The sequence below is a fragment of the Streptomyces sp. NPDC048424 genome, assembly GCF_040651555.1.
GTDB lineage: Bacteria > Actinomycetota > Actinomycetes > Streptomycetales > Streptomycetaceae > Streptomyces.
The window spans coordinates 257917-283046 of sequence record NZ_JBEZKE010000006.1 but is presented as its reverse complement, the minus strand read 5'-3'; the positions used below and the strand labels follow the sequence as shown (position 1 = coordinate 283046).

Below are 25130 nucleotides of genomic sequence, written 5' to 3'. Positions count from 1 at the left end.
ATACCTGTCCGGCGACGCTTCTGGTCCTGTTGCCTAGCGGTGACCGCACCGACGTGCCCGGCACGGGTGGCGAGGAATGGTCACGAACCCAGTTGTAGCACTTCCGGGCCGCCATGGCTCCCATCGCGCACGGCGCGCGCCGGATCCGTCACACCTCGTCCTGGACGACCGGTCGGTGCGACGGGGGTCCGCGGAGGGCCTGCGGGCCGCCCGCGGCCGGGCCGGACGGGGCCTACGGGGTACGCGGCGCCTGCGCGGCCTGGGCGATCCCGGCGGCCGGATGGGTCTCGGGGGTCTGCTCGGCCGGCTGGGTGCCCGGCGCCGGCGAGGCCCCCGGTGTCTGCGACGCGCCCGGGCTCGGCGAGGCCTCCGGCGTGCAGGTCACCTCGTCGCGCGGTGTGTAGTGGGTCTTGAACTCCTCGTGCTTGACCTCCTTGCCGCCCTGGACGAAGACACGGCCCACGGCCACGTCGAAGCCCTCGAGCGGGGTCTGGACCTCGCACGTCGGCCCGCTGCCCGTCCGCTTGGCGGGCGGGGTGATGTTGGTGCGCGGCCCCTTGGTCGCACGTATCTCGTCGTACTTCTTCGTGCCGAGGAGGGAGATGGTCAGCGAGGTGTCGGTGGACCGGGCCTGGATGTAGAGGGGGTGGCCCGAGTCGTTGACCCAGCGCAGGTCGAGGGTGCCCCAGGCGACGGTGGCCTCCCGGCCCTCGGGGTAGCGCTCGATGTAGAAGGAGTGGGCGCCGTGCTCGACGGGCTTGACTCCCGCGAAGAACGCCGCGTTGTACATGGTGGTGGCGACGGCCGAGACGCCTCCGCCGGGCGATTTCACGTACTGGCCGTCGTTGATCATGATGCCGTCGACGAAGCCGTTCTCGGGGGTGCGCTCGCCGACCGTGCGGTTGAAGCTCCACTCCTCCCCCGGCATGACGACGGAGCCGTTGATGAGCTCCACGGCGCGGCCGATGTTGGTGGTGCGGTACGGGGCGGACGGGAACTCGACGGTGAAGGAGGAAACCTTCTCCTTGATGCCGAGCCGCCGCGCCTCCTCGGCGGAGAGCTCCGGCTGGACGGCCACGGTGGCGAGCTCGCCGCTGCGGGCATCGCCCGAGCGGGTCAGCAGGGGCAGCACGGCCTTGCCGAGGGCCGCCTCCGTGACCTGTCGGCCCTCGCGGCCCGGGTCGCCGATGACCACCCTGCCGTCCGCGTCGAGACGGGGCACGGCGTCGCGCGGGGCGGAGGTGACCGCCCCGATCGGGCGGGCCACGGCGGGGTCGGCGAGCAGGCCCTTGGAGTCCAGGGCCGGCACGAGACGGCCCTGGGCGTCGGCCCGCATCTTCAGGTGCTCGCCGAGGACGCCGGGGCCTATGGACAGCCGCTGCCCGGCGACGGTGAGGTTGACGGGCCCGGACATCGCGGGCTGCGCGAACTGGCGCATGGCCCGTCCGGTCTCCTCGGTGCCGATGCGGGGCTGGGTGCGCTCGACGGGCATCACGACGGGGCCGGCGTCCGGTCGCAGGTAGGCCGTACGGAGGGTGTCGAGGGCCCGGTCCTCGACGAGGGTGACGCCCTGCTGCGGGGCGACGGCCTTCGCCGCGCCCTTCTCGAAGGTGATCTCCCCGTCGCGGGCCTGCTGCCCGGTGGCCGTGCGGATGCGGTCGACCGCGGCCCGGGCGGTCTGCTCGTTCATCCGGATCACCGGCTCGACCTCGCGGTCGCCGGAGGCGAAGAGCCTGCCGATGACGGTGGCCGGGCCGTATCCCGTCCGGACGGCGTGGTCGACGGTCGCGGTGGTGTCGAGCGAGAGCCCGAGCGTGGCGGGGTCGGCCTTCTCCACGCGGTCGCCGATCTGCATGGCGACCGGGGCCGCGGCGGCGGGCCCGAGCTCGTGGGTCAGCTTCTGCTGCGCCTGCGCCCGGCTCATTCCGCCGATGTCCACTCCCAGGACGCTCGTGCCCTGGTCGATGTCACCGCCGGCCACGAGCCCGGTGACGTAGAGGCCGCCGCCGAGTCCGAGTACGACGGCGCCGCCTGCCAGCGGCAGGGCGATACGTCGGTTGGAGGTCCAGTTGGCCACACGTCCCATGTCTCTCCCACGGCGCCGACCGGTCAATCGGGTGGCGCGGGCCCCACAAGCGACCCATAGATGACAGTTCCGGGAGGTAATGATCCATGCCAAATGGGTGATTCTGGGGTGAATGTAATAGTTCTCACGATGTGGGTCGGGGCTTACTCAGCGTGGCCGCGTGATCGGGTACGAGGGTCTGCAGGTCCTTGGGCGGACGCTCGTACCCCGTCGACGCGGGCCGGGGCGGCAGGACGAGCGAGGGCAGGGCCACGTCCTCGTACGGGACCGAGGACAGCAGGTGGGCGATCATGTTGAGCCTCGCGCTGCGCTTGTCGTCGCTCTCCACCACGTACCAGGGGGCGTCCGCGGTGTCGGTGTGGACGAGCATCTGGTCCTTGGCCCGCGAGTACGCCTCCCAGCGCGTGAGGGACTCCAGGTCCATGGGAGAGAGCTTCCACCGGCGCAGCGGGTCCTCGGTGCGCCGGCGGAAGCGTTCCTCCTGGACGGCGTCGCTCACCGAGAACCAGTACTTGCGCAGCAGGATCCCGTCCTCGACGAGCATGCGCTCGAAGACCGGACACTGGCGCAGGAAGCGCTGGTGCTCCGCGGGGGTGCAGAAGCCCATGACGTGCTCCACCCCGGCGCGGTTGTACCAGCTGCGGTCGAACAGCACGATCTCGCCCGCGGCCGGCAGGTGCTCCACGTAGCGCTGGAAGTACCACTGTCCGCGTTCGCGCTCCGTCGGCTTCGGGAGGGCGGCGATGCGGGCGACGCGGGGGTTGAGGTGTTCGGCGACCCGCTTGATCGTGCCCCCTTTGCCCGCCGCGTCGCGGCCCTCGAACACGACGACCAGTCGGGCACCCTCCACACGCACCCATTCCTGGAGCTTGATCAGCTCGGTCTGGAGCCGAAGCAGCTCCTTCTCGTAGACCGCCTTCTTGAGACCCATGACCGTCTCCTCCTCGTCGTCGTCCAGCGCGTGGATCAAGACTGCCGGATCCCGGGGTTCACACCCGGCTCATTCAGGCCTCACGGACACTCGCCGGCAGGATCTTCAGCAGCTCGGCGATCGACCCTCCCAGCCGGTGGCCCTGGTGGCCGGGCGCGCAGGTCGGCTGAGGTGAGGGTGCGCCAAGTCGGCGCTGGCACAGGCGCGTTGCCGATGGCGGATCATCGGGTTAGATTTCTGGAAACTGATTCTAATTCGAGCGGGGCAGACGTGTTAGAGCTGACGGGGAGCGGAGCCGAGCCGTTGGAGGCGGGGGATCCGCGCCGGATCGGGGCCATTGCGCTGGCGGGCCGGCTCGGGGCCGGAGGCATGGGGCGGGTGTACCTCGGGGTCCATGAGGGCCGGTACGTCGCCGTCAAGCAGCTGCTGTCCTCGGTCGTCGGCGAGGACGAGGACTTCCTGCGGCGTTTCGGGCACGAGCTGGACAACCTCGCCCGGCTGCCGGCGGAGGCCACCGCGCCGCTGCTCGCCAGCGACCGCTCCGCGAGCCCGCCGTGGTTCGCCACCGGGTACATCCCCGGGCTCACCCTGCGGGAGGCCGTCGCGCTGCACGGCGGCCCGCTGCCCGCGGACGCGCTGTGGCTGCTGCTGCGGGAGGCGGCGGCGGGCCTGGCCTCGGTGCACGCGCTGGACATGGTGCACCGGGACCTCAAGCCGTCCAACGCCATGCTGACGCTCGACGGTCTCACGCTCATCGACTTCGGCGTCGCCCGCGCCGCGGAGCAGAGCCAGCTGACCAGGACCGGCATGGTGGTGGGCACGCCCGCCTACATGGCTCCCGAACAGGCCTCGGGCAGGCGGCGGTTGAGCGGCGCCACCGACGTGTTCGCGCTGGGCTCCGTCCTCGCGTACGCGGCGTGCGGCCGGCCGCCCTTCGGCGACGAGTCGGGGCACGGCGTGCTGTACCGCATCGTCCACGAGGAGCCCGACCTGGATCCGTTGCGGGAGGCGGAGCCGGAGCTCGCCGACCTCGTCGCGGCCTGCCTGGACAAGGATCCCGACGCCCGCCCCACCGCGGCCGAGCTCCTCGAACGCGCCGCGCAGCACGGCCCGTTCACGCAGCCGCTGTGGCCGGCGGCCATCGCCGAGCGGCTGACCGAGCGGGCCGCCTTCGCCGCGAACGTGCAGGAGGTCGACGTACCGACGCTCCCGCTCAAGGGTGAGAAGCCGGACCCGGACACCGAAACAGAACCGGCGCCGGGCAAGGGATCCGAGAAGGCGCCGGAGGATCCGGGGCCGGCGCCCACACCCGCCGCGTCCCGCCCGGAACGGCCCGAACGGCGCCGCCGCACCCGCGTCCTGCTGGCCGTCCTCCCCGTCGTCGTGGTCGCGGGCGGCACGACGCTCGCCGTCCAGTACCTGCCGCACACGGGCTCACCGCAGGCCGATGCGCGCAGCACCCCGCAGACTCCGGTCACGGCGCCGGCCGACCCGTCACCGCCGACGACGACGGGCGGCAGCCCGGCGGCTACGGCGTCACCCGCGCAGTCGCCGGCCCAGGCGCAGGGCGGGGCGGGCGGCGTCCCCCCGAACGCGGCCGCCGCGGGCGCCGGACAGGGCCCCGGCTCCGGTACGGGCCCGGGCGGCGGCGCGCAGACCGGTCCGGGCGGCGCGGGCGGCTCGGCCGGATCCGGCACGAACGCGGGCGGCGCCGGCGGTACGCACCCCTCCGGCGGCGGAACGTCCACGGCCCCCACGGCCCCGGCCCCTCCGGCACCCCCCGCGTCCGGCACCTACCGCTACCGCAACGGCAACAACGGCAAGTGCATCACCCAGGTGTTCGGCGCCTCGGACTTCGGCGAGTGCTCGGACGGGTCCGCCCGCTGGACCGTGCAGGGCAGGTCGGACGGCAGCTTCAAGCTCGTCAACCAGCAGAGCGGCCAGTGCCTGTACTCCAACGGGCTCGGCCAGGCCGTCTTCGTGGGCGACTGCGCCCAGGACATCGGCCGGATCTGGCGCACCGGCGCGAACGGCAGCCTCCGCAGCGACCTCGGCGGCGGCGGCTGCCTCGACCTGGGCATGGCCAGCGGCCTGGCCACTAAGTCCTGCGGCGGGGAGGCCTCCCAACGCTGGACGAGGCAGAGCTAGACCGAGCCGAGGCAGAGCCAGCCCCAGCCGGGGCGAGCTAGGCCGAGGTCCGGCCGCGGCCGCGGCCCTTGCCGGGGCCGCCGTTCGTCGGCGGGTAGCCGGGCTTCGCCGGTATCGACGGGGAGGGCAGCGGCGGGAGGGCGGGCTCGTAGAGCCAGGCCGAGAACAGGTCGTCCAGGGGGTCGGCCGCGTAGCGGGCCACGTGGGTGGTGAAGCCGGCGGTGGTCACCACCCCGTTGCGGTGCACGGTGAGCCAGTCGCGCAGCATGCGGAAGAACGCGCCGTCGCCCAGGGCGCAGCGGATCGCGTGCACGGCGAGGCCCCCGCGCTGGTACAGGCGGTCGTCGAACATGAGCTTGCGGCCCGGGTCGGCGAGCCGCAGGTCCTGCGTCCGCGTGGCCAGCAGCCGGTGTGCGGTGACCGCCAGCTCGTGCGCGGTGCGCCCGCCGGAGCGCTCCGACCAGAGCCATTCGGCGTACTTCGCGAAGCCCTCGTTCAGCCAGATGTGCCGCCAGTCGGCGATGGTCACGCTGTTGCCGAACCACTGGTGCGCGAGCTCGTGGGCGATGAGGCGTTCCGAGCCGCGCGCGCCGTCGACGTGGTTGGTGCCGAACAGGGAGAGGCCCTGGGCCTCGACCGGTACGTCCAGTTCCTCGTCGGCGACGACGACCGTGTACTCGCCGAAGGGGTAGGGCCCGAACAGTTCCTCGAACAGCTGCATCATCGCGGGCTGCCGGGCGAAGTCGCGGGAGAACTGCGGCAGCAGGTGCGCGGGCACGTGGGCGCTCTGCGGCACACCACCGAGCCCGGGGTCGCCGAGCAGCACCGTCTGGTGCATGCCGATGGACAGGCCGACGAGGTAGCTGGAGGTCGGCGCGGCCTGCTCGTACACCCAGGTGGTGGTGCTGGCCCTGGTGGTCCGGGTGAGCAGCCGGCCGCCGGCGACCACGGTGTAGGCGGAGGGCGTGTTGACGGAGATCTGGTACGAGGCCTTGTCGGCGGGCCGGTCGTTGCACGGGTACCAGGAGGGAGCGCCGACCGGCTGGCTGGCCACGAGCGCGCCGTCGGTCAGTTCCTCCCAGCCGAGTCCGCCCCAGGGGCTGCGGACCGGCTTGGGGTTGCCCGCCCAGTGCACCTCCACGGTGAAGGCGGCGCCGGCGGGCAGCGGCTTGGCCGGCCGGATGCGGAGCTTGCCGCCGCGGTGCGCGTAGTGCGGCGCCCGGCCGTTGACGAGGACGCGTCCTATTCTGAACTCGGCCAGGTTGAGGTGGAACTCGGTGAGCGGTGCCCGCCCGGCGATGGCGCTGAGCCGGGCCGTCCCGGCCAGCCGGTTGGGGCCGGGACGGTATTCCAGAGCGAGTTCGTACCGGTGCACTCGGTAACGGGAGTCGCCGTTGGCCGGAAAGTACGGGTCGGACACGTCTGTCTTCTGGCCGCTCACTGCCGCTTCCGCTCCCTGCGCTGTGCTCGTACGACGTGCTGGTGTCCCGCTGCCGCCACTGCCGCTTCCGACCACCGCAGGGACGGTCCGTTCAGGACCGCCACGCCTCGATCGGATTGCCCAGCCAGCGGGTGTCGGCGGGGACGGATTCCCCGGCCATCACGAGAGAGGCGGGACCCAGCGTGCTGCGGGCCCCGACCGTGCTGCCGGGCAGGACGATTCCGCCCGGGCCCAGGGTGGCGCCCTCGCGGAGGACCACAGTATCCGTCCTCAAGATCCGGTCGTGGAAGAGGTGTGTCTGCAACACACAGCCGCGGTTCACGCTGACCGCGTCGCCCAGGACGACCAGGTCCATCTCGGGCAGCCAGTAGCTCTCGCACCACACGCCGCGGCCGATCCGGGCCCCGAGCGCGCGCAGCCACAGGGCCAGCAGCGGGGTGCCGGGCACGGATCCGGCCAGCCACGGCACGGCCAGTACCTCGACGAAGGTGTCGGCCAGTTCGTTGCGCCATACGAAGGCGCTCCACAGCGGGTGCTCGCCCGCCCGGTGCCGGCCCACGAGCAGCCACTTCGCGGCCACCGAGACCGCGCAGGCGGCCACCCCGGCGGCCAGCAGGACCGCTCCGGACAGCAGGGCGGTGCCCCAGGTCCCCAGCCCGGTCGCCGTGATCAGCGCGCAGAGCGCCGCCACGGTCAGGACGGCCAGCGCGGCCGAGCAGAACACCGGGACGAGCCGGCACAGCTCCACCAGCCCGCGCGCCCACAGCAGGTGCGCGGGCGGGTCGTAGGTCCGGCTCTGGTCGGCGTCGGCGGCGGAGCGCGGCAGCTTGACCGGCGGCAGGCCCAGGTACGAGCTGCCCTTCTTGGCCTTCTTCGGGGTGGCGGACAGCACGCCGACCAGCCCGTCGTCCGGCACGGTGCGGCCGGGGGCGGTCATTCCGGAGTTGCCGAGGAAGGCCCGGCGGCCGATCTCGGAGTGTCCGATGCGTACCCAGCCGCCGCCCAGTTCGTAGGGGGCGGTCAGGGTGTCGTCGGCGAGGAACGCGCCTTCGCCCACGGTGGTGAGGCTGGGCAGCGCGAGGACGGTGGACACCTCCGCGCCCCGGCCGATCTTCATGCCGAGCAGCCGCAGCCACACGGGGGTGATCAGCCCGGCGTACAGCGGGAACAGCGTCTCCCGGGACAGGTCCATCAGCTGGGTGACGGTCCAGGCCTGCCAGCCGACCCTGCTGTGCGTCGGATGGTTGCCCGTGCGCAGTCCGAGGCTGAGCAGCCGTACGGAGACCAGCAGGAGCAGGGCGTACGCGCAGCCGAAGGCGAGGGCCCCGGGGACGACGGCGATCAGCGCTCCGCGCAGGGCCTGGGCGAGTCCGGCGTCGGCGGGCACGAACCGGCTGACCACGAGCAGGGCGGGCACGGTGGCGAGCACGGGCAGGGCCGTGAGGCAGAAGCCGGTCGCTCCGTACATGGCCCGCCAGTGGACCGAACGCGGCGGGCGTTCCTTGGGCCAGTTGCGCTTGGCCTTGCCGAGCTTGCCGGCGGGCGCTCCGGCCCAGCGCTGGCCGGTGGGGATCTGGCCGACGACGGCGGAGCCGGGGGCCACCTCGGCCCGCTTGCCGACCCGGGCGCCGGGGAAGAGGATGCTGCGGGTGCCGACCACCGCGCCGGCGCCGACCTTGACCTGGCCGATTTCCAGCCGGTCCCCGTCCAGCCAGTGCCCGGAGAGGTCCACCTCGGACTCCACGGCGCAGCCGCGGCCGAGTTTGAGCATGCCCGTGACGGGGGGCAGGGAGTGCAGGTCCACCTCGGGGCCGATCTTGGCGCCGAGGGCCCGCCCGTAGCGTTCCAGCCAGGAGCCGGTGAGTGAGGTCGCGCCGACGTACTCGGCCAGCCGCTCGGCGGTCCACAGCCTCAGGTGCACGCTTCCGCCGCGCGGGTGGCGGCCCGCCTTCACGCCGCGCAGCAGCAGGCGGGCGCCGCCGGCGGCGATCACGAGGCGGCCGGGCGGGCTGAAGAGCAGTGCGGCTCCGGCGGCGACGAGCCACCAGGAGGCGGTCGGTGCCCACGGGTAGGGCCCGAACCAGTGCAGTACGTTGCCCAGGGCCAGCAGCGCCACCGTCCAGCGCAGGCCCACCAGGGTGTACAGCGGGAGCAGCAGCAGCGACTGGATCACCTTGGCGCGGAGCGGCACGGGGGCGATGGTGCGGGCCGCGCCGTCGTCCTGGACGGACTTCTCCAGGCGCCGGGCCAGCTTGCGCAGGGTGGGCTGCTGGTAGATGTCGAGTACGGCCGCGCTCGGGTAGCGGGTGCGCAGCCGGGTGGTGAGCTGGGCGGCGGCGAGGCTGCTGCCGCCGATCGCGAAGAAGTCGTCGGCTGCGCTGTTGACGGCCACGCCGAGGGTCTCGCTCCACTGCTCGGCGAGCCAGGCCTCGGTGCCGTAGAGCTGCTCGGCGGGTCCGGTGGTCTCCAGTTCGGGCAGGGGCCAGGGCAGCGCGTTGCGGTCCACCTTGCCGGAGGTGCGGGTGGGCAGCTCGTCGACCGGTGCGAGCAGCGGTACGAGGGCCGCGGGCAGCTCGGAGCGCAGCCGTTCGACCGCGGCCGCGTGGTCCCAGCCGTCCTGGGTGACGAGGTAGCCGACGAGGAGCTGGTTGCCGCTGCGGGCGGTGCGTACGGCCGCGGCGGCGCCGGCGACGCCGGGCAGGGCCTGCAGGGCGGCGTCCACCTCGCCCAGCTCGATCCTGCGGCCGCCGAGCTTGATCTGCTCGTCGGCGCGGCCGAGGAAGACCAGCCCTTCCGGTTCGGCGCGGACGAGGTCGCCGCTGCGGTAGGCGCGCTGCCAGCCGAGGGACTCCAGCGGGGCGTACTTCTCGGCGTCCTTCTCCGGGTCGAGGTAGCGGGCGAGGCCGACGCCGCCGATGACGAGCTGGCCGCTGCCGCCCATCGGCACCGGTTCGCCGGACTCGTCGACCACGGCCAGTTCCCAGCCGCACAGGGGCAGGCCGATCCGGATGGGTTCCTCGCCGGTGAGGAGCGCGGCGCAGGCAACGACGGTGGCCTCGGTGGGGCCGTAGGTGTTCCAGACCTCGCGGCCCTCGGTGACCAGGCGCTGCGTGAGCTCGGGCGGGCAGGCCTCGCCGCCGAAGATCAGCAGCCGGACCTCGTTGAGGGTCTCGGGCTCCCAGAGCGCGGCCAGGGTCGGCACGGTGGAGACCACGGTGATTTCCTGGTCGGCCAGCCAGGGGCCCAGGTCGGCGCCGCTGCGGACCTGGGAGCGCGGGACGGGCACGAGGCAGGCGCCGTAGCGCCAGGCGAGCCACATCTCCTCGCAGGAGGCGTCGAAGGCGACGGACAGCCCGGCCATGACGCGGTCGCCGGGTCCGATCGGCTCCTCGGTGAGGAACAGCGCGGCCTCGGCGTCGACGAAGGCGGCGGCGCTGCGGTGGCTGACGGCGACGCCCTTGGGCTTGCCGGTGGAGCCGGAGGTGAAGATGATCCACGCGTCGTGCTCGGGGCCGGGCCTCGCGGCGGACGCGGCGGTGCCGGCGAGGCCGGTGGTGTCGATGCGCCCTCCGGCGCCGAGGACCGCCCGTACGCCGGCCTCGCCGAAGACCAGCTCGGCGCGCTCGTCGGGGTCCTCGGCGTCGACCGGGACGTAGGCGGCGCCCGCGGCGAGCACGGCGAGGATCCCCGCGTACAGCTCGTTGGTCCCGGACGGCACGCGTACGCCGACCCGGTCGCCGCGGCCCACGCCGGCGGCCGCGAGGGCGCGGCGGCGGCGCTCGACCTCGGTGGCCAGCGCGCGGTAGGTCAGGCGGGTGGTGCCGTCGTCCAGGGCGAGCTCGTCGGGGTACGCCCGTACGGAGGCCTCGAAGATGTCGACGAGGGTGCGCGTCGGCGCGGCGGGTCCGGCGGAGAAGCGGGCGGACTTGCCGGACTCCCCGCTCGCGTCCCCGTCCGCGCCGCTCGTGTCGCCGTACGCGTCCTCGCCGTCGAGCAGAGTGAGTTCACCGTGCTCAGGTGTTGCAGCCATCGGGCCTCGCGTCTCGTTCCCGGACGTCCCGGGTCGCCGGCGGAGCCCAGGTCTGCCCGGGTTGTTCCGTTCCAGCGCCAAACAACCCACCAGTCTAGTGCGGCATCAAGGATTTTCTTCTTGAAGCCTGACGTGTGGCCGGGAAGGAACGATGGCGCCGCATCGTGGTGAACGGGTCGTGAACGGGGCGCGAACGGACCTGCCGCTCAGTGCTCCGCGGTGTACCGGATCCGCGCCCACAGCGGCAGGACGAACCAGCACAGGAGGTACCAGGCCAGTACGCCCGCCACCAGCCAGGGCACGACGGCGTCGTGGGTCGCGACCCGCAGGACCAGGAAGAGGGCCGCGGTGCAAGTGGCCAGCAGCAGGACGAGTCCGGTGAAGGTGAGGCGCGAGGCCCACGCCACGGCCTCGGGCTTGATGCGCCGGCCGGAGACGACGCGGTGGAAGGCGACGGGCCCGATGAGCGCGCCGGTCGCCAGCGAGCCGAGCACGACGGTGACGATGTAGATGGTCTTGTCGGTCTGCGGAAGTTCGTGGAAGAGAGGGGTGAACACGACCGTCAACAGGAAACCGAAGAGGATCTGCACGCCCGTCTGGGCGACGCGGATCTCCTGGATCAGCTCCTGCCACTGCCGGTCCGCGCGTTCCTCTTCGCTCTCGCTTCTTCCGTCGGTGGCTTCCGGACTCTCGCTTCTTCCGTCGGTGGCTTCCGGCATGGCGCCTCCACGGGGCGACGGCCGACGCGTCGGCGGCTTGATGTTCAATGGCCCAGCTTGCGCTTGAGTTCGGCCTTGTCCATGGAGGAGCGGCCGTGCAGGTTGCGGCGCTTGGCCTCCTCGTAGAGCTGGTCGTAGGTGGGCCCCTGCGCGCCGCTGTGGGAGCGCTGTCCGCCCCGCTTGGCGGAGGACATGTCCTGGAGCGACGTCTTGCTCGCCGTCTTGGACTCGCCGGCGCGGGCCCGTTCCTTGTTGACCGTCCTGGCGGCGATCTCCTCGGCACGCTCGGTGCTCTCGCCGCGCTTCTGCGCGCTCTCCTTGATGTGTTCGTACTGGCGTTCACGCTTCTGGCTGAAACTGCGGGGCATGGTGCCTCCTTGGTCGACGCCCGGTGTGCGGCGCATACCCGCTCGGCGCCCGCTCACTCCCGGGCCCCTCCCACGCCCTTCAGGCGCAGGCCGGGCACAGGCCGCGGTAGGTGACCTCGACCCCGGACACCGTGAAACCGAAGCGTTCCTCCGCCGGGAGGCCGGCCAGGGGGCTTCCGGTCGGGTGGACGTCGCGGATCAGGCCGCAGCCGGAGCACACCAGGTGCTGGTGCGGGTGGTGCGCGTTGGGGTCGTAGCGCTTGGCCCGGCCGTCGGTGGTGACCTCCGCGACCTCGCCGAGGGCGACCAGCTCGCCCAGGGCGTTGTAGACGGTGGCCCGGGAGATCTCGGGCAGCCGCTGCGCCGCACGGGCGTGCACCTCGTCGGCCGTGAGGTGCACGTGGTCTCCGTCGAGGACCTCCGCGACCACGCGCCGCTGGGACGTCATCCGCCAGCCACGCCCGCGCAGCCTCTGCAGCAGGTCACTCATATCGGCTCACCTGTTTCAGGTTCGACGGATCCCCGAACCCCTGTCGTCCGACATCGGGGATCCGACTCAATATGGGCTTGGTATACTTCTTGACTTGGATTCCGTCCATCGTAGGATCGGTTTGATGGATAGCCAAGAGACAGGACGACTCCAGAGCGGCAGGTGACACCGTCCGGGACGGTGGCCGCCTCGGCGTCGAGCCGACCGACGAGGCCGAGACCGTGCGCGGGGCCCTCGCCCCGGCAGTTCCCTCGCATTCAGTTCCTGAACACCGTGATCCGCCTGGTACGGAAGGATTCCCATGTCTGAGAACCATGATGCAATCGTCGTAGACGCCAAGTCGGAGGGCGGTGGCGGCTGCCCGGTCGCACACGAGCGCGCCCCGCATCCGACCCAGGGCGGCGGAAACCGTCAGTGGTGGCCCGAGCGCCTCAACCTGAAGATCCTCGCCAAGAACCCCGCCGTGGCCAACCCGCTCGGCGAGGAGTTCGACTACGCCGAAGCGTTCAAGTCCCTTGATCTCCCTGCCGTGAAGCGGGACATCGCGGAGGTGCTGACCACCTCGCAGGACTGGTGGCCCGCCGACTTCGGCCACTACGGCCCCTTCATGATCCGCATGGCCTGGCACAGCGCCGGCACCTACCGCATCAGCGACGGCCGAGGCGGCGCCGGAGCGGGCCAGCAGCGTTTCGCGCCGCTCAACAGCTGGCCGGACAACGGCAACCTCGACAAGGCGCGCCGACTGCTGTGGCCGGTCAAGAAGAAGTACGGCCAGAGCCTGTCGTGGGCCGACCTCCTCATCCTGACCGGCAACGTGGCCCTGGAGCAGATGGGCTTCGAGACCTTCGGCTTCGGCGGCGGTCGCGCGGACGTCTGGGAGCCCGACGAGGACGTCTACTGGGGTCCCGAGACCACCTGGCTCGACGACGAGCGCTACACCGGCGACCGTGAGCTGGAAAACCCCCTCGGCGCGGTCCAGATGGGCCTCATCTACGTCAACCCGGAAGGCCCGAACGGCACTCCGGACCCGCTGGCCGCCGCACGCGACATCCGGGAGACGTTCCGCCGGATGGCGATGAACGACGAGGAGACGGTCGCCCTCATCGCCGGCGGCCACACCTTCGGCAAGACCCACGGCGCGGGCCCGGCGGAGAGCGTCGGCGCGGACCCCGAGGCCGCCTCGATCGAGCAGCAGGGCCTCGGCTGGGCGAACTCCTTCGGCACCGGCAAGGGCGCCGACGCGATCACCAGTGGTCTGGAGGGCATCTGGACGAACACCCCGATCACCTGGGACAACAGCTTCTTCGAGATCCTCTTCGGCTATGAGTGGGAGCTGTTCAAGAGCCCCGCCGGCGCCCACCAGTGGCGGCCGAAGGACGGGGCCGGCGCGGGGACCGTGCCCGACGCCCACGACGCGTCCAAGAGCCACGCTCCGACGATGCTGACGACCGACCTCTCGCTGCGGATCGACCCGGCCTACGAGCAGATCTCGCGGCGCTTCCTGGAGAACCCCGCCGAGTTCGCGGACGCCTTCGCCCGCGCCTGGTACAAGCTGACCCACCGCGACATGGGCCCGGTCGTGCGCTACCTCGGCCCGGAGGTCCCGGCCGAGACGCTGCTGTGGCAGGACCCGCTCCCGCCGGTCACGCACGAGCTCGTCGACGCCGCCGACATCGCCTCCCTCAAGGAGCAGGTCCTCGCCTCGGACCTGACGGTCTCCCAGCTCGTGTCCACGGCGTGGGCCTCGGCCTCGTCGTTCCGCGGCAGCGACAAGCGCGGCGGTGCCAACGGCGCGCGCATCCGGCTCCAGCCGCAGAGCGGGTGGGAGGTCAACGAACCCGACCAGCTGGCGACGGTGCTGCGCACGCTGACGGGGATCCAGGAGTCCTTCAACGCCGCCCAGTCCGGCGGCAAGCGGATCTCGCTCGCCGACCTGATCGTGCTCGCCGGTGCGGCCGCCGTCGAACAGGGCGCCAAGGACGCCGGGTTCGACGTCGAGGTGCCCTTCGCGCCGGGCCGTGCGGACGCGGCGCAGGAGCAGACGGACGTGGAGTCGTTCGCCGCGCTGGAGCCGACCGCCGACGGGTTCCGCAACTACCTCGGGAAGGGCAACCGGCTTCCGGCCGAGTACCTGCTGCTGGACCGGGCGAACCTGCTGAACCTGAGCGCCCCCGAGCTGACCGTCCTCGTCGGTGGCCTGCGCGTCCTGGGCGCGAACCACCAGCAGAGCGCGCACGGCGTCTTCACCACCTCCCCGGGGTCCCTGACCAACGACTTCTTCGTCAACCTGCTGGACCTGGGTACGACGTGGAAGGCGACGGCCGGGGACGAGAGCACCTTCGAGGGCCGTGACGCCGCCACCGGCGCCGTCAAGTGGACCGGCACCCGTGCCGACCTGGTCTTCGGGTCGAACTCGGAGCTGCGCGCGCTCGCGGAGGTCTACGCGAGCGACGACGCGAAGGCGAAGTTCGTGAAGGACTTCGTCGCCGCGTGGGACAAGGTGATGAAGCTGGACCGCTTCGACCTCGTGTGACCCGACGTCCGGGCCGGCCGGCCCCCCTCCGGCCGGCCGGCCCGGACTCCCTGGGAGGCGGAACCTTGGAAATGATCTTCCGGAAGCTTCCGGACCACCACCACGAGCTCGAGGTACGGGACCGGCGCGGCCCGGACGTCCGGCTGGCGGCACGGCCCACCGGTCCGACCATGCCCCACGACCTCGTGCACGCGGCGGTCGAGAGCGCGCTCGGGATCGCCGACGGGTTCTGGGGCGCCACGGCGGAGGGCGCCACCTTCGAAGGGTTCGAACCGGTCGGGCCGACCCGCCACCGCCGGTCGGGGCTGAAGGTCCTGCGGCGCAAGGGCGACGCGGTCATGCGGGCCGAGCTCCGCGTCAACTGGGCCTACCGCGTCTGGTCGGGCCTGTCCACGGACGGGCGGGGGCTGGGCCGCAGCCCCCTCGACGACCGGCAGACCGCCCTGGCCTCGGCCGCGCTCGACCGCGCGGCGCAGCGCTGGTCCGAGGTCGAGGAGGGCCAAGCCCTCACCTGGCGCTGGTGACCGACGCCCCGGCGCGCGGCGGTCCACGAACTCGCGCGGACGCGGCCGAGGCCCCTCACGCCAGTTCGGCCATCTCCCGGTCCACTGCGCCGAGTTCCGCCTCGCGGCCGCCCATGAGTGTCAACTGCTTCTTGTAACGGACCAGCGCGCCGACGAGCAGGTCTGCCCGGCCGGGCTCCATGGCGTACATGCGGCGGGCGGCGGCGACTGCCTCCGCATGCAGGGCCAGGGCCGTTTCGGGCAGCGCGGCGAATTCGTGGCGGCTGTATTCGAGCAGCGCGTCGGTCAGCAGGGGCAGGTACGCCAGCGGACTCACCTGGGCGAGCACGCGGTAGGCGGCGACCTCCTGCCGGACCGGCAGCGCTTGTGATCCGAGGAGAGCCACTCGGGCTCGGAGTACCGCGTCGTGACTGGGGTGCGCTGTGAGAGTCATGACGGTGATTCTCAAAGCCGCACAGGGGTCCGAACAAGACAATCCGGCTGTGCCCTTGGTCCTACGAAAATGCCGTCTGACCTGTCATGATGGTGACGTCTTCACCCCTGAGCCCCGACTCTGACGCTCCTTCAGCAGCCGAGGAAGGACAGGCGGACCTGGCGCCGGGGGTTGTCCCGGTTGGTGTCCACCAGGGTGACGGACTGCCAGGTGCCCAGCGCGAGCGTTCCGTCGATCACCGGCAGCGTCGCGTGGGGCGGGACGATCGCGGGCAGTACGTGGTCCCGCCCGTGGCCGGGGGATCCGTGCCGGTGCCGCCATCGGTCGTCCGCGGGCAGGAGGGACCCCAGGGCCGTCAGGAGGTCGTCGTCGCTGCCCGCTCCCGTCTCGATGACGGCGAGGCCGGCGGTCGCGTGGGGCGTGAAGAGGTTCAGCAGTCCGCACTGCCCCCGTGCCACCTCCGCGAGGAAGGCGGCACAGGCAGCGGTCAGGTCGTGGACCGTCTCCCGGTCCCCGGTCGTCACGTCGATGGTGCGCGAAGCGAAGGTGTCGGCCATGGCCCCATCCTCACGCCGTGGCTCCCCGCAGCCGTGCAGCCACGGCGGTGTCGGACGGCCCGGCGCACTGGGCGGCCGAATCGATGGAAGGGGGCCCGTGGAGGGCGAGGTGTCGGTGGCCGAGGTGAAGGCCTTGACGGAGGGGCTCGTCGCGCTCGATGTGGCGGCCGGGGCGCGGTGGGCGGTGGGCCCGGCCCTGGCGGCGGTCCGTGCGGTCGGTGGCGGCCCGGTGCGGGACGACGCGGGGCGGGCCGCGCGCGCCGAGCTGTGCCAGGTCGCCGCGTGGATCGCCTTCGACGCCGAACGGCACGGGGTGTCGCGGCGGCTCCACCTGCGGGCCCTGGAGCTGGCCCGCGGCGGCCGCGGGGCCGGACCCGCCACCGTGGAACCCCTGGCGCTCGCGGTGCTGGCGATGCAGGAGGAGCATCTGGGCCGGCCCGGGAGTTCCCTTCGGATCGCCTCGTCCGTGCTGGCCCGCGAGGACCTTCCCGGGCGCGTCGCGGCGATCTTCCACGTGCGGGCGGGGCGGGCCCTGGCCCGGCTGGGGCGCGGGTCCGAGGCCGGGCGGGCCCTGCGCACCGCCGCCGAGCTGCTCGACGACCCGCCGACGGACCGCGACCCGCCCTGGGCCTGGTGGTTCGACCGGCCCGAGCTCGAAGGCCACCAGGGCCTGGCGCGGGCCGCGCTGGGGGACCTGGACGCGGCGGCCGCCCTCCTGCACGGCGCGGCGCACGCCGACGGTGACGGCCCGGCCTACCGGGTGCTGTTCGCGGCGGAGCTCGCCCGGGTCCTGGCCCGGGCGGGCGACTGGCGCGAGACCGACACGGCCATGGGGACCCTGATGGACGCCGTGCCCACCGTCGGGTCCGTGCGGGCGCTGCGGGTGATGGGCCGGGCCGCCCGGCTCGTCGAGGGCGGCCGCCGCGTACCGCGCCGTACCCGCGAGACCGCCCGCCACCTCGACCGGGTGCTCAGGAGCCCGGTAGCTGCGCCGCCACGATGACGTTGCCGTAGAGGTCGGCGAAGTGCAGGGAACGGCCCGCGTCCCCCACCCGTTCGTTCCACACCCGCACGCCGTGGGCGCGCAAGTGCGTGCCGGTCCGGTCCACGTCGTCCGTGTACAGGACGAGGAGCGGCCGGCCACCGCACTGACGGCCGATCAGTTCGCGTTCCCGGGCCGTGGTCGCGGGCATCAGCCAGAGACCGGCCGCCGGCCGCCCGGTCGGGCCGGGCAGGCCGATGTGCAAGTACCTGTAGCCGTCGGCCGTCTGGTCGTACAGCACCACGAAGCCCAGGACGTCCCGGTAGAAGGCCAGGGCGGCTTCGGCGTCCGCGACGAGCACCACCGTGCGGCCGAGGGCGGTGAAGGGGGGTTCGCGGTCGGGAGAGGGAGTCATCGGTGAGTCCTTCCGGTGTCAGTCGACGCCCAGCAGACGCCGCCGGTCCTCGGGCCGGGACGCGAATTCGGTCGCGGCCGCCCGGTGCACGATGCGGCCCTTCTGCATGACGGCCACCTGTTGGGCGGCGGACAGGGCGAGCCCCAGGTTCTGCTCGACGAGGACGACCGTCATGCCCTGCGCGCTCACCTCGCGGATCACCTCGCCCACCTGCGCGACGATCGCGGGGGCGAGTCCGTCGGACGGTTCGTCGAGGAGCAGCAGCCGCGGATTGCCCAGCAGGGCCCGGGCGATGGCGAGCATCTGCTGTTCCCCGCCGGAGAGTTGGTCGCCGCGGTGTCCCAGTCGCTCCCCCAGCCTCGGCAGCAGGTCGAGGATGCGCGCCCGGGTCCACGGCCCGCGTGCGCGGCGCCGTGGCGCGGCGATCGCGAGGTGCTCCGCCACGGTCAGCGGTGCGAACACCCGGCGCCCCTGCGGGACGACCCCCACACCGGCGCGGGCGATCACGTCCACGCGGGCGCCGCCGATCTCCCGGCCGTCGAGCTCGACGCTGCCCTCGTAGGGTCGGACGAATCCCATGACGGTCGAGATGAGGGTGGTCTTCCCGACGCCGTTGCGCCCGAGGACGGCGAGGGTCCCGCCCGCCTCGAGGTCGAGGTCGACGCCGCCCAGGACGACGCCGCCGGCGTAGCCGGAGCGCAGGCCGCGCACGCTGAAGAACGGTTTCACGAGGAGACCTCCGTGGTGCCCAGGTAGGCGCTCTGGACCTCGGCGGAGGCCCGTACCGCGTCCGGGGGTCCGGTGGTGAGGTGGTTGCCGAGGTGCATGACGGTCACGGTGTCGGCGAGTTCGAAGACCATGTCGAGGTCGTGTTCGATGAGGAGTACGGTCACCTCTTCGGGCAGGGCCGCGATCAGCTTGGTGAGCCGCTCCGTCTCCGCCGGCGACATGCCGGCGGCCGGCTCGTCCAGGAGCAGCAGCCGAGGTTCGGTGGCGAGGGCCACGGCGACCTCCAGCTGCCGCCGTTCGCCGTGCGAGAGCTCCGCCGCCGGCACGTCGTGCCGGGTGGGGAGGCCGACGCGCTCCAGCAGGGTGCGCGCCCGCGCGGTCGCGGCGGCCCGGGCTCCGGCCGTCCGCCGGCCGCCGAACCCCGTTCCGGTCCCGGCCCGGCGCAACGCGGCGAGCAGGACGTTCTCCAGCACGGTCTCCGGCAGGAAGAGGCTGGAGTGCTGGAAGGTCGCGGCGATGCCGAGTCCGACCCGTCGGTGCACGGGCAGCCGGGTCACGTCCCGCCCGTCGAGGAGCAGGGATCCGGCGGTGGCAGCCAGGGTGCCGGAGACGAGGCCGAAGAGCGTGGACTTGCCGGCGCCGTTCGGGCCGATGACCGCGTGGCGCGCGCCGGCGCGCACGGTGAAGCCGACCTCGTCCACGGCTCGGAAGGAGCCGAAGTGCTTGGAAACTCCGCGCAGTTCGAGGAGATCGGGTGCGGGATCGGTCACGCCGTCCTCTTCCGGTTCGGCCTCGACGGGAGCCGTACGCCGGCCAGCCCGCGGGGCAGTGTGTAGACGGCGATGACGAAGAGCAGGCCGAGCAGCAGCGGCCCGCGCCCGGCGACCGCCTCCAGGTTCCCGAGGTGGTCGCGGGTGGTCCAGATCAGCGCGGCCGCGGCGCAGGTCCCCCACATCGAGCCCGAGCCGCCGATGACGACGGCCAGCAGCGCCAGCGCCGCGATCTCGAACCCGGCGTCGCCGGGCGAGACGAACCGCTGCACGGAGACCCACAGCGACCCGGCGGCGCCGGCCAGCGCCGCGGCGCCGCAGTAGACGGCCAGGGCGTACCACCGGGTGGGGTAGCCGATGGCCTTCATACGGGCCTCGTTGTCGCGGATTCCGCGCAGGGCGAGGGCGAAGGGGGTGGAGCCGAACCGGCTGACGGCGGCGAAGAGCAGCAGGAACACGGCCAGTACGTAGAAGTAGACCAGTCCGTCGAGCTCCAGCGCGGGCATGCCGGGCAGCGGGACGACGGGCGGGACGCCGGACATGCCGTCGCTGCCGTTGGTGAGCGTCTTCCAGTTGACCGCGGCGCTGTACGCGATCTCGCCGACGGCCAGCGTCAGCATCAGGAACACCACCCCGCGGGCCCGGACGGCGAGCCATCCGGTGGGCACGGCCACCAGTGCGGAGACGGCCGCGGCGACGAGGAGTTGGAGCGCGCCGATGTCGGTGAGCCGGGTGGCGACGATCGCCCCCGTGTAGGCGCCGACGCCGAAGTACGCGGACTGGCCGAGGGTCGGCAGTCCGGTCAGGCCGGTGAGCAGGTTCACGCTCAGGGCGAGCAGGGCGAAGACCAGGACCCGGGAGAGGGTGCCGATGGCGTACGAGCCGAGGAGGAAGGGGGCCAGGGCGAGTGCGGCGATCACGGCGGTGACCAGCAGTCGCCGGGTGGTGGAGCGCTGCCGTGCCGAACCGGACGTGGACGTTGCGGAGTGGCTCATGTGCGCACCGCCGACGCGACCAGGCCGTGCGGGCGGACGACGAGCACCAGCAGCATGGTGCCGAAGAGGAGGAAGGGCGCGTACTCCGGGAGCAGGGCCACACCGAGCGTCTGGACCTGGCCGATGAGCAGGGCGCCGGCGAGTGCGCCGCGTACGGAGCCGAGGCCGCCGACGACCACGACGACGAGCGAGAGGACGAGCACGCTCTCGTCGACGCCCGGGCCGGGTCCCAGGATGGGGGCGCCGAGGACTCCGCCGACCGCTGCCAGGGCGGCGCCGGCCGCGAAGACCCCGTAGAGCACCTTGCGGATGTCGACGCCCTGGGCGCGGACCATGTCCCGGTCCGCGACGGTGGCCCTCACCAGGGCTCCGAGCGAGCTGCGTTCGAAGACGAGGTACACGACGGTCGCGAGGCAGGCGGCGACGGCGATGAACACCAGCCGGTAGACGGGATAGGTGTGGCCGAGGAGGTCCACCGTCCCGCGGAGCGAGGTCGGCGGGTCGGTGGGGAGCACCTCGCCGCCGAAGGCGGCGGCGAGGAGGTCGGCGACGATGAACGTGATGCCGAGCGTGAGCACGGCCTGGTCCAGGTGACCGCGCCGGGCCAGCGGCTGGGTGAGCGCCGTCAGCGCCGCTCCCCCGAGGGCGCCCACCAGGGCGCCGGCCGCGAGGGCGAGGAGGAGGCCCGGCAGGGTCCCGTCGGAGAGCGCGTACGCGGTGTAGGCGCCCGCGAGGTACAGCGTGCCGTGCGCCAGGTTGAGGACGTCCATCATGCCGAAGACCAGGGAGAGCCCCACCGCGATCGTGAAGAGCAGCAGTCCGAAGGCGACTCCGTCGACGACGCTGACGACGTTGCCGTCCAGCCATCCGCCCATGTCAGCCGCCCAGTCGGCCGAGGTCGCCGGCGACGGTGTTGGCGCCCTGCCGGACCTCGCGCAGGTACCACGGCTGCTCGGGGGTGCCGCCGCCGTTGAAGCGCCAGGTGCCGCGCGGGCTGTCGATGTCCCCCACCGTGGCGATGGCGGCGTTGACCGTCTCCGAGGTCACGGTGCCGCCGGCCGCCTTGATCGCCTTGTCGAGGACCTGCGCCGCGTCCCAGGAGGCCATCGCGTAGGTGGTCGGGTCGGCGCCGTAGGCGGTGCGGTAGGCCGGTGCGAACTGCTTGTTGGCGGCGTTGTCCAGGTCGGCGCTGTAGTTGAGCGCGGTGAGGATGCCGGTGGCCGCCTCGCCCTGCCCCTTCAGTACGCCGCCCTCGGTGAGGAAGCCGGGCGCGTAGAGCGGGATCTTGCCGGCCAGTCCGAAGTCCCGGTACTGCTTCACGAAGTCGACGGCCGCGCCGCCGGCGTAGAAGCAGAAGACGGCCTTGGCGCCGGAGTTCTCGATCTGCGCGAGGTAGGGCTGGAAGTTCTTGGTGGCCGGGAACGGGGTGTAGACCTCCTCCCCCGCGATCTTGCCGCCGGCGGGGAGGAAGGTGGACTTGAAGCCCTCGATCTCGTCCTTGCCCGCCTGGTAGCCCGCGGCGATGAGGAAGACCGGGCCGCCGGCCTTCTCGGCGACGTGCTTGCCCAGGGCCTTGCCCGGTTCGTCGTTGACGTAGGAGGTGCGCCAGACGTACTTGGTGCCGGTCAGGGTCGTGGGTGAGGCGTTGGAGCCGACGAGCGGGACCTTGCTGGTCTCGAAGAGGTCCTTGACCCCGTTGATGGTGGCCGAGCTGACCACCCCGCTGACCGCGAGCACCCGGTCCTGCTTGACGAGCTTCTCGGCCGCCGCCTTGCCGGAGTCGGCGGTCTCCCCCTCGTCGGCGACCACGACCTGGACCTCGCGGCCGCCGAGCTTGCCGCCGTGCTGGGCGACGTAGAGCTCGAAGCCCTGCTTCATGTCGTCGCCGAGCGCCTTGTAGGTCCCGGACTGCGGGACCAGGAGCCCGATCTTCACGGGCCCGCTCTGCTTGTTGCCCTCGCCGTTGCCGAGGCTGGCGCCACCGCATGCCGTGGCCAGCAAGAGGCCGGTGACTGCGGTGATCAGACCTACGGGGCGAAACCGACCTGCCATGGGGACTCCGTACGTTGTGACCCGGCCCCGGCGGCCCGAAAGGTGCCGATGGGGTGCGGGAGGGGGTGCGGGGTGGGGGAGGTGACACGTGTCTATCGCGTCAATGCGACGCTCGTCAATAGTTCGCAAGATATGTACGGCGGATGCGCCCCACCCCTTGACCCGGGTCTCGCGTATGCCGTAGCACTGACCCTCGTCAATTTCACGCTATGCCATTGCGGCAGCGGGCCCCCGATACGTCAGGGAGTGAAGCACCATGACCGACGATCCATCGCGGCGCAAAGTCCTCAAGAACAGCGGGGTGTTGGCCGGCGCCGCCTTCCTCTCCGGCCTCCCGGGCGGCCACCCGGCGCAGGCCGCCCCCCGGGCGAACGATCCCTCGCCCGTCGTGGAGCTGCCCGCGGGCCGGCTGCGCGGAGTCGTCGAGGGAGGGCTCGCCGTGTTCAAGGGCGTGCCCTACGCGGCGCCCCCGGTCGGCGCCCTCCGATGGCGGCCCGCCCAGCCGCACCCCGCATGGCAGGGGACGCGCGAGGCGACCGCCTTCGGCCCGAGCGCACCGCAGCCCTACCAGGAAGGGGCCGGCGGGCCGCTCGGCAACCACGGCGCGCCCCCCTTCAGCGAGGACTGCCTCACGCTCAACGTCTGGACCCCGGCGGCCGATGCCGCCAAGCGTCCCGTGCTGGTCTGGATCCACGGCGGCGGCTTCATCTCCGGCTCCGGTTCACTGCCCAACTACTCCGGCGAGACCTTCGCGCGCGACGGCGATCTCGTCGTCGTGACCCTCAACTACCGCCTCGGGCCGCTGGGATACCTCTACTTCGGCGAGGACGGCGCCGGCGGCAACTTCTGGTTCACCGACCAGCTCGCCGCGCTTCGCTGGGTACGGGACAACATCGCCAGGTTCGGCGGCGACCCGGACAACATCACCCTCGCCGGGCAGTCCGGCGGCGCCTTCTCGGTGGCGGCGCTCGCCGGCGCCCGGCCCGCCGGCCGCCCGTTGTTCCGGCGGGCCATCCTGCAGAGCCCGCCGCTCGGGCTGCAGATCCCCACCCGGGCGGAGTCGCTCCAGCGCAGCGCCACCTATCTGGAGATCCTCAAGGTGCGGGACCTGGCCGCGGCGCGCGCCGTGCCCTGGCCCCAACTGGTCGCCGCCACCTTCGAGATGTTCGGTCGCACCGAGCAGTGGGGGTACTGGTCGACCCCCTACCTGCCGGTGATCGACGAGGGGACGATGGACCGCAACCCGGCCGATCTGCTGCTCAGCGGCCCCGGGGCGGACATCGACGTCCTCATCGGCTGGACCCGGGAGGAGGCCAACCTCTCCTTCGCGCTCAACCGGGCCTACGCCGACGTGACCAAGGACCAGGTGCTCGCGAGGGTGCGGAACACCTTCGGAGCGCGGGCGGGCGAGGCATACACCGCGTACGAGGAGTCCCGGCCCGGTGCCCGTCCGCTCGACGTGCTCATGGACCTGGTCGGCGACGACCTGTTCCGCATGCCGGCCGTGTCGCTGGCGGAGCGGCGGGCGGCCCGCGGGCGGCCGGTCTGGGCGTACCAGTTCGACCTCCCGACGCCCGCCTACGACGGCCAACTGCGGGCGGCGCACTGCCTGGAGCTGCCGTTCGTGTTCGACAACTTCGACAAGTGGGCGCAGGCGCCGTTCCTCGCGGGGCTGAACCCCCGGGTCCGTGACGGCCTGGCCTCGACCATGCACGCGTCCTGGATCTCCTTCATCCGCACCGGCGACCCCAACCACGCCCCCATGCCGAAGTGGGCGCGCTACGAACGGGGTTCCCGCACCACGATGCGGCTGGACTCGGTCACCTCGGCCGTTGACGACCTCGCCGGGTACTGGCGGCGCCTGCACCAGCCGACGGGGCGCTGACCGGCACGCGCCCGGGCCGAGCGGTCTCCCGGAGCAGGACCCGGCCGGGAGGCCGCATGCGGCAGGACACCGAAGAGACGGCCTAGACCGTTCCGGGACCGGGGGGCTCCTCCGTCAGGCCGGTGACCTCCTGTACGTGGCGCAGGCCGGGCGCGGCCAGTACGTCGTTCAGCTGCTGGAAGATCTGCCGTGCGGCGACGGCGTTCCAGTCGGCGGGGAGCAGTTCGGCGGGCAGGCCCGGGTCGAGGTACGGCAGGCGGCGCCACTGGGTGAGCATCGGGACGTAGGCGCGGAAGGCCTCGGCGCCGTCGATCTCGCGCTGTTCGGTCAGCTGCGCGGCGAGGGGTCCGTAGGCCTGGGTGAAGCCCGCGTACTGCTCCTCGATCGCGGGGAAGTCCCACCAGGAGCTGACGGTCTCGGGCAGCTCGCTGAAGGCGGCGTAGTCGGCGGCGAAGAGGTGTACGTAGTCGCTGAGTCCGAGGCGGACGAGCATGTCGCGGGCGTCGCCGAGCAGGCGGCCGGGAGCCAGCCACACACCGGGGGCGATGTTGCCGAAGCCCAGCCAGGTCAGCCGGGTGCGCAGCTGGTAGCGGTAGGACCGCTCGGACTCCGGCACGGAGAAGACGGCCATGGCCCAGCCGTCGCTCAACTTCGCCGGTTCCAGGCTGCCGAAGATGCGCCGGTCGCCCTCGTCGAAGACGGGCTGGGCGGCCGGGCTGAGCCGGTACCCGGTGGCGCCGCGGCGTTCCGGTTCGAGGACGCCCTTCTTCTTGAGCCGGGAGATCGCCGAGCGCGCCGCCGGGCCGTCGACGTCCAGTTCGGACATCAGGGTGACCAGGTCGGCCACGGAGATCCAGCCTCCGAGGCGTCGCAGGAACGCCCCGTAGACCGTGTTGATCAACGAGCTGGGCCTGAGGGGACTGTCCGCCATGATCGCCTTCCGTCGTGTGCGGTCGCGATCCTACCGAGCCGCGCGAACGCGGCGGCGGCCAGTCCCGGCCTGCCCGGGCCCGCCTCGGGAAGGCCGGGCCCGGACAGGCAC

General features: G+C 72.7%; 21 protein-coding genes. 5 read left to right on the top strand and 16 right to left on the bottom strand.

Features of this window, described 5'->3' with window-relative positions; translation table 11 throughout:
* Positions 1–232: 232 nt before the first annotated feature.
* Together AB0D29_RS11735 and ppk2 are read right to left on the bottom strand one after the other, a co-directional pair.
* Positions 233–2086, bottom strand: coding sequence for a VanW family protein (locus AB0D29_RS11735; protein ID WP_362853505.1), 1854 nt, complete (start codon positions 2084–2086; stop codon positions 233–235).
* A gap of 124 nt (positions 2087–2210) precedes the next feature.
* Positions 2211–3017 (bottom strand): polyphosphate kinase 2, encoded by an 807-nt coding sequence (gene ppk2 / locus AB0D29_RS11730; RefSeq protein ID WP_362853618.1) that lies wholly within the window; start codon positions 3015–3017, stop codon positions 2211–2213.
* Positions 3018–3287: 270 nt separating this feature from the next.
* On the opposite strand from ppk2, the gene AB0D29_RS11725 reads away from it, so the two are divergent.
* Positions 3288–5165 carry a protein kinase gene (locus AB0D29_RS11725; protein WP_362853504.1) on the top strand — a complete coding sequence of 626 codons (1878 nt, stop codon included), beginning with the start codon at positions 3288–3290 and terminating at the stop codon, positions 5163–5165.
* A gap of 37 nt (positions 5166–5202) precedes the next feature.
* On the opposite strand, the gene AB0D29_RS11720 is transcribed toward AB0D29_RS11725, so the two are convergent.
* The 5 genes from AB0D29_RS11720 to AB0D29_RS11700 form a co-directional block, all read right to left on the bottom strand.
* Positions 5203–6606, bottom strand: a complete 1404-nt coding sequence (locus AB0D29_RS11720; protein ID WP_362853502.1) for a M1 family metallopeptidase — start codon at positions 6604–6606, stop codon at positions 5203–5205.
* Positions 6607–6697: 91 nt separating this feature from the next.
* Positions 6698–10636 (bottom strand): Pls/PosA family non-ribosomal peptide synthetase, encoded by a 3939-nt coding sequence (locus AB0D29_RS11715; protein WP_362853501.1) that lies wholly within the window; start codon positions 10634–10636, stop codon positions 6698–6700.
* Between the two features lie 206 nt (positions 10637–10842).
* Positions 10843–11355 (bottom strand): DUF6328 family protein, encoded by a 513-nt coding sequence (locus AB0D29_RS11710; protein WP_362853500.1) that lies wholly within the window; start codon positions 11353–11355, stop codon positions 10843–10845.
* A gap of 44 nt (positions 11356–11399) precedes the next feature.
* Complete coding sequence (locus AB0D29_RS11705) at positions 11400–11723, bottom strand: plasmid stabilization protein (RefSeq protein ID WP_362853498.1); 324 nt, start codon at positions 11721–11723, stop codon at positions 11400–11402.
* A 79-nt stretch (positions 11724–11802) separates the two neighbouring features.
* Positions 11803–12213 (bottom strand): Fur family transcriptional regulator, encoded by a 411-nt coding sequence (locus AB0D29_RS11700; protein WP_362853497.1) that lies wholly within the window; start codon positions 12211–12213, stop codon positions 11803–11805.
* A 301-nt stretch (positions 12214–12514) separates the two neighbouring features.
* Between AB0D29_RS11700 and katG the strand changes: the two genes are divergently transcribed.
* Both katG and AB0D29_RS11690 read left to right on the top strand, forming a co-directional pair.
* Complete coding sequence (katG, locus tag AB0D29_RS11695) at positions 12515–14746, top strand: catalase/peroxidase HPI (protein ID WP_362853495.1); 2232 nt, start codon at positions 12515–12517, stop codon at positions 14744–14746.
* Between the two features lie 71 nt (positions 14747–14817).
* Positions 14818–15270, top strand: a complete 453-nt coding sequence (locus AB0D29_RS11690; protein ID WP_362853494.1) for a hypothetical protein — start codon at positions 14818–14820, stop codon at positions 15268–15270.
* A 55-nt stretch (positions 15271–15325) separates the two neighbouring features.
* Here the strand turns inward: AB0D29_RS11690 and AB0D29_RS11685 are convergent, their stop codons facing one another.
* Positions 15326–15703 (bottom strand): hypothetical protein, encoded by a 378-nt coding sequence (locus AB0D29_RS11685; RefSeq protein WP_362853492.1) that lies wholly within the window; start codon positions 15701–15703, stop codon positions 15326–15328.
* A gap of 131 nt (positions 15704–15834) precedes the next feature.
* Positions 15835–16260: a YjbQ family protein gene (locus tag AB0D29_RS11680; protein WP_362853490.1), complete on the bottom strand. Its 426-nt coding sequence runs from the start codon at positions 16258–16260 to the stop codon at positions 15835–15837.
* 97 nt (positions 16261–16357) lie between these two features.
* Here AB0D29_RS11680 and AB0D29_RS11675 point away from each other — a divergent pair, with 97 nt between their 5' ends.
* Positions 16358–17263, top strand: a complete 906-nt coding sequence (locus AB0D29_RS11675; protein ID WP_362853488.1) for a hypothetical protein — start codon at positions 16358–16360, stop codon at positions 17261–17263.
* Here the strand turns inward: AB0D29_RS11675 and AB0D29_RS11670 are convergent.
* Genes AB0D29_RS11670 through AB0D29_RS11645 form a run of 6 tightly spaced genes read right to left on the bottom strand, consistent with a single transcriptional unit; the run spans position 17232 to position 22203 of the window.
* Positions 17232–17657, bottom strand: a complete 426-nt coding sequence (locus AB0D29_RS11670; RefSeq protein ID WP_362853487.1) for a VOC family protein — start codon at positions 17655–17657, stop codon at positions 17232–17234. The genes AB0D29_RS11675 and AB0D29_RS11670 overlap by 32 nt on opposite strands.
* Positions 17658–17675: 18 nt before the next feature.
* Complete coding sequence (locus AB0D29_RS11665; RefSeq protein ID WP_362853486.1) at positions 17676–18386, bottom strand: ABC transporter ATP-binding protein; 711 nt, start codon at positions 18384–18386, stop codon at positions 17676–17678.
* On the bottom strand, positions 18383–19156 hold the full coding sequence (locus AB0D29_RS11660; RefSeq protein WP_362853485.1) for an ABC transporter ATP-binding protein: 774 nt from the start codon (positions 19154–19156) through the stop codon (positions 18383–18385). The genes AB0D29_RS11665 and AB0D29_RS11660 overlap by 4 nt, the downstream gene beginning before the upstream one ends.
* A complete protein-coding gene (locus AB0D29_RS11655) occupies positions 19153–20151 on the bottom strand; it encodes a branched-chain amino acid ABC transporter permease (protein ID WP_362853484.1) in 999 nt (332 codons plus the stop codon). Before AB0D29_RS11655 ends, AB0D29_RS11660 begins: the two co-directional genes overlap by 4 nt.
* A complete protein-coding gene (locus tag AB0D29_RS11650; RefSeq protein ID WP_362853482.1) occupies positions 20148–21026 on the bottom strand; it encodes a branched-chain amino acid ABC transporter permease in 879 nt (292 codons plus the stop codon). The genes AB0D29_RS11655 and AB0D29_RS11650 overlap by 4 nt, the downstream gene beginning before the upstream one ends.
* A gap of 1 nt (position 21027) precedes the next feature.
* Positions 21028–22203, bottom strand: coding sequence for an ABC transporter substrate-binding protein (locus tag AB0D29_RS11645; RefSeq protein WP_362853480.1), 1176 nt, complete (start codon positions 22201–22203; stop codon positions 21028–21030).
* A 256-nt stretch (positions 22204–22459) separates the two neighbouring features.
* On the opposite strand from AB0D29_RS11645, the gene AB0D29_RS11640 reads away from it, so the two are divergent.
* Positions 22460–24088: a carboxylesterase family protein gene (locus AB0D29_RS11640; RefSeq protein WP_362853478.1), complete on the top strand. Its 1629-nt coding sequence runs from the start codon at positions 22460–22462 to the stop codon at positions 24086–24088.
* An 82-nt stretch (positions 24089–24170) separates the two neighbouring features.
* Here AB0D29_RS11640 and AB0D29_RS11635 read toward each other — a convergent pair whose 3' ends face one another.
* Complete coding sequence (locus AB0D29_RS11635) at positions 24171–25019, bottom strand: PaaX family transcriptional regulator C-terminal domain-containing protein (RefSeq protein WP_362853477.1); 849 nt, start codon at positions 25017–25019, stop codon at positions 24171–24173.
* Positions 25020–25130 lie beyond the last annotated feature (111 nt).

What these genes read in the sequence shown, in the direction of transcription:
- AB0D29_RS11715 (WP_362853501.1), bottom strand. Translation starts at nt 10,636, where the DNA reads ATGGCTGCAACACCTGAGCACGGTGAACTCACTCTGCTCGACGGCGAG.
- AB0D29_RS11710 (WP_362853500.1), bottom strand. Translation starts at nt 11,355, where the DNA reads ATGCCGGAAGCCACCGACGGAAGAAGCGAGAGTCCGGAAGCCACCGAC.
- AB0D29_RS11650 (WP_362853482.1), bottom strand. Translation starts at nt 21,026, where the DNA reads ATGGGCGGATGGCTGGACGGCAACGTCGTCAGCGTCGTCGACGGAGTC.
- AB0D29_RS11705 (WP_362853498.1), bottom strand. Translation starts at nt 11,723, where the DNA reads ATGCCCCGCAGTTTCAGCCAGAAGCGTGAACGCCAGTACGAACACATC.
- AB0D29_RS11735 (WP_362853505.1), bottom strand. Translation starts at nt 2,086, where the DNA reads ATGGGACGTGTGGCCAACTGGACCTCCAACCGACGTATCGCCCTGCCG.
- AB0D29_RS11670 (WP_362853487.1), bottom strand. Translation starts at nt 17,657, where the DNA reads ATGACTCCCTCTCCCGACCGCGAACCCCCCTTCACCGCCCTCGGCCGC.
- AB0D29_RS11645 (WP_362853480.1), bottom strand. Translation starts at nt 22,203, where the DNA reads ATGGCAGGTCGGTTTCGCCCCGTAGGTCTGATCACCGCAGTCACCGGC.
- AB0D29_RS11640 (WP_362853478.1), top strand. Translation starts at nt 22,460, where the DNA reads ATGACCGACGATCCATCGCGGCGCAAAGTCCTCAAGAACAGCGGGGTG.
- AB0D29_RS11700 (WP_362853497.1), bottom strand. Translation starts at nt 12,213, where the DNA reads ATGAGTGACCTGCTGCAGAGGCTGCGCGGGCGTGGCTGGCGGATGACG.
- AB0D29_RS11685 (WP_362853492.1), bottom strand. Translation starts at nt 15,703, where the DNA reads ATGACTCTCACAGCGCACCCCAGTCACGACGCGGTACTCCGAGCCCGA.
- AB0D29_RS11680 (WP_362853490.1), bottom strand. Translation starts at nt 16,260, where the DNA reads ATGGCCGACACCTTCGCTTCGCGCACCATCGACGTGACGACCGGGGAC.
- AB0D29_RS11690 (WP_362853494.1), top strand. Translation starts at nt 14,818, where the DNA reads ATGATCTTCCGGAAGCTTCCGGACCACCACCACGAGCTCGAGGTACGG.
- ppk2 (WP_362853618.1), bottom strand. Translation starts at nt 3,017, where the DNA reads ATGGGTCTCAAGAAGGCGGTCTACGAGAAGGAGCTGCTTCGGCTCCAG.
- AB0D29_RS11635 (WP_362853477.1), bottom strand. Translation starts at nt 25,019, where the DNA reads ATGGCGGACAGTCCCCTCAGGCCCAGCTCGTTGATCAACACGGTCTAC.
- AB0D29_RS11655 (WP_362853484.1), bottom strand. Translation starts at nt 20,151, where the DNA reads ATGAGCCACTCCGCAACGTCCACGTCCGGTTCGGCACGGCAGCGCTCC.
- katG (WP_362853495.1), top strand. Translation starts at nt 12,515, where the DNA reads ATGTCTGAGAACCATGATGCAATCGTCGTAGACGCCAAGTCGGAGGGC.